This window comes from Methanohalobium sp. (assembly GCF_018609725.1).
Classification (GTDB): Archaea; Halobacteriota; Methanosarcinia; order Methanosarcinales; family Methanosarcinaceae; genus Methanohalobium.
The window spans coordinates 1-3,013 of sequence record NZ_JAHENT010000139.1 but is presented as its reverse complement, the minus strand read 5'-3'; the positions used below and the strand labels follow the sequence as shown (position 1 = coordinate 3,013).

The 3,013-nt window shown below is 34.1% G+C and carries 4 protein-coding genes; all 4 read left to right on the top strand.

The features are described 5' to 3' along the window. Positions 1-470: hypothetical protein (locus QZ276_RS09415; RefSeq protein WP_292487419.1), on the top strand; the 470-nt coding region annotated here is incomplete at its 5' end. Then, positions 467-1,138: a hypothetical protein gene (locus QZ276_RS09410; RefSeq protein WP_292487418.1), complete on the top strand. Its 672-nt coding sequence runs from the start codon at positions 467-469 to the stop codon at positions 1,136-1,138. The genes QZ276_RS09415 and QZ276_RS09410, both read left to right, overlap by 4 nt. Next, the gene (locus QZ276_RS09405) at positions 1,135-1,788 is read left to right on the top strand and encodes a hypothetical protein (protein ID WP_292487416.1); all 654 of its coding nucleotides are present in this window, start codon (positions 1,135-1,137) and stop codon (positions 1,786-1,788) included. Before QZ276_RS09410 ends, QZ276_RS09405 begins: the two co-directional genes overlap by 4 nt. 24 nt (positions 1,789-1,812) lie before the next feature. Beyond that, on the top strand, positions 1,813-3,013 hold a 1,201-nt coding region (locus QZ276_RS09400; protein ID WP_292487414.1), incomplete at its 3' end, for a hypothetical protein.

The window sequence follows — 3,013 nt, the reverse complement described above, 5'->3', positions numbered from 1 at the left end:
GTTCTTTGACACCAACGGCATCTACAGTTTATGAGTATGAATGTCAACTTCCAACCGGAAGTACAGGTCTTTTGTTTTATATAAGATCAAAAAGTAAAGTTGACAGAAGTGATTATCCGGAAGGTACAGGATTAAATTTTAAAAATATTTTTATAAGGCATGATTGGGTTGATAATTTTGAAGAATACGGGAAAAGAAATCATTTTATAGAACCTAGGGTTTTGATTGCTGATGATAAACTTTATTTAAAAGTTGATTCTTTTACCTTGGATGTTACATCACTAAAGCTTACTTATATCAGGAGACCTCAACCAATAGCAGAGTTGGGCTCAACAGATGAAATTGATTTACCGGATAATATGCATGATGATATGATACAGATTGCGGTTAGAAAATCAATAGCTCCAAGTTCTCTATCTGAACAGAGATATAATATTCAATCAAATGAAGAACAACAGACATCGTTATGACTACTACACAATTAATGATAGAATTCAACAGATTAGCTGAAAGTGTATATAAAATATACTCTACGGCTGATAGATTGAATCCTTATGATATTGAAGGGTATTTAAATAAAGCCCAGAATCAATACTTGAAGGAGAAATTTTTGTCATATCAGAGTCCTTATGAAATAGTTTATGCACTTAATAAAAGTTATGATGAAATTTCGGAGCTTATAAAAGTAGATACTGATCTTACTCCAACAGATGCAGAATCCGGATATGGAGATCACGCAAAAAAAATTGATACTTTACCTGATGATTACCTTTATTATGTAAGATCATCAGTTAATATGGATAGAGAGAAACTACAAAAAGTAACAGGTGAGTGGGCTGAAAATAGAATTATAGGATTAGATTCACTGATAAAGACTATAAGTGGTGTTGGGAATTGGCCTATAATATTAAATCCACTTGTATATTTAGTAGATCAGGCAATATATATAATTCATGATGCATATACGACTATTAATAGTTTTAATCTTATGTATTTGAAACAGCCAAGAGAATTGGATTTACAAACAGGTAATGAATGTGAATTGCCACTACATTGGCATTATGATATAGCTGATTATGCAGTAAGGCTGTATCTTAGCAGACAAAAAGAAGAAATTCAAAAAGAGCAAGAAGAATGAATGCTTTAGAAATGCAATTCGAAATAGAAAAACGTATAGGGCAATTAGACAATATAACGCCTATGCGTATTACTACTCACGAAATTGAGAGTTATTTAAATTATTCTCAGGATATTGAGTTAAAAGATATCTATAGTAGAGTTGTGGGGAGCACACAAACAAAATTTGAGTCTACTGAAAAGATAAGAAGAGAAATAGGAAATCTTATAACTTCATTTACAACAACAGATTTTGATGATACATCAGAAGAATTACATAAAAATGGAGTGTTTGTTACTTTACCCGGAAATTATCTATATGGAATAGAAGAAAAATGTTTAGTTAACGGTGAAATAACAAAAGTAACACCAAAAACTCATGATGAATATTTAGAGAATATAGAGAATCCTTTTCTATATCCGAATGAAGATTTGGTCTGGAGATTAGATTTTGGATTCACAGGTGCTACTGGCGCAAAAAAACATGAGTTGATACATAGAGAAGATGATGAAATTAGTGAATATACAGTTAGATATATAAGAAGACCTCAGAATATAGTTCTTCATCCAACTGACAGTCAAGATTGTGAATTAGATGAAAGCACACATGAGAATATAGTAAACCGAGTGGTTAGTTTAGCTGGTCGGAAATATAAAGAAGAAGAGAAATAGATGTTGAATTAAATTTTTACAGTTATGAGACAAGACAATGTAAGGTATATGTATGTTAGTAATTATACAGGAGCCACAGCTCTTAGTCATGGAGATAGGTTAAAAGAAGTTGACAATCTTAATGACGGAGAGATGGTTGTTGTAAATGCTATGAACAATGTACTTACCGAGAACAACATTGGTTCAGATGATTTAGCAGCCAATGATGGAGTTATTATTGCCTTTAGAAATGGAGATCAAATTTACAGAACTCCAAAACTAAAGAAAGATAACTTGCTTGGTTATACAGGAGTATCTTACTCCTCAAACCAGAATCAGATCACATACATGGGATATGATGGATCAGGAAATAGTTTAACCGGCTTTACAGGAGGAACATTAGTTACTCCAAGAGTTGAATTTTATGAAGACACAAGACAAGGTCAGGGAAATCAAACTCTTGAGACAACAGCATATGAAGTCCAAAGTAATGATACTCAAATGGAAGTAGCACTTGGTATAGCAAACGCACTTCAGAAAACATTTAACAGGAAACAGCACAAACCTATTAAAACAGAGTGTCTGACAAGCAATACGACTACTTCTGCTCCTAGTAACTCACTTACCGTTTATAACGGTTCACAGTGGGTAGAAACAGATGAGACTCTGTCTAGTGGACAAGTAGTTAGAATAGGAGGTCAATCGACTTCTGATCCTGTTTATAAGCTGTTGAGTGTTGACAATACTGCTGGTTATCATAAGCTTGATAGACCATATGAAGGTGCCGATGCAACTAACGGAACCGGTTCATGGGAATACATGAGTGAATCAAATGCTTCAAGTGCAGATTGGGGTGTTAAATTCACCGGGTTGGACAAGAAGTTCAAGAAAGGTAAATTCCCTTATGGAGTATATAGATTCGATGTTAATGCCGGAGGTTTAAGCGGTACTGTTATTGCTAACAGTCAAGATGCTAAACCTGGTGCAGGAGAAGGTAAAGAAATGGTAGAAAAAGAATGGTTCTACCAGGGAAATATGGGTAATACCTATAGGAGAGACTTCTTACATGAAGATGCGCTTTCTGTAGCCAAAGAAGATAATGATTACGATCAGTTGTCTATCAGGTGTTATAATGACCAAGAAACAAGTGCAGTTGGTTATGTACAATCTCCAATTGAAGTAGTTCTTGCATTTAAAACCGGATTTACTTCAGGACAATCACCTGATGTAGTTCTGAATGCGCTTG

Coding starts and splice junctions, on each gene's coding strand:
- QZ276_RS09410 (WP_292487418.1), top strand. CDS start 467: ATGACTACTACACAATTAATGATAGAATTCAACAGATTAGCTGAAAGT.
- QZ276_RS09405 (WP_292487416.1), top strand. CDS start 1,135: ATGAATGCTTTAGAAATGCAATTCGAAATAGAAAAACGTATAGGGCAA.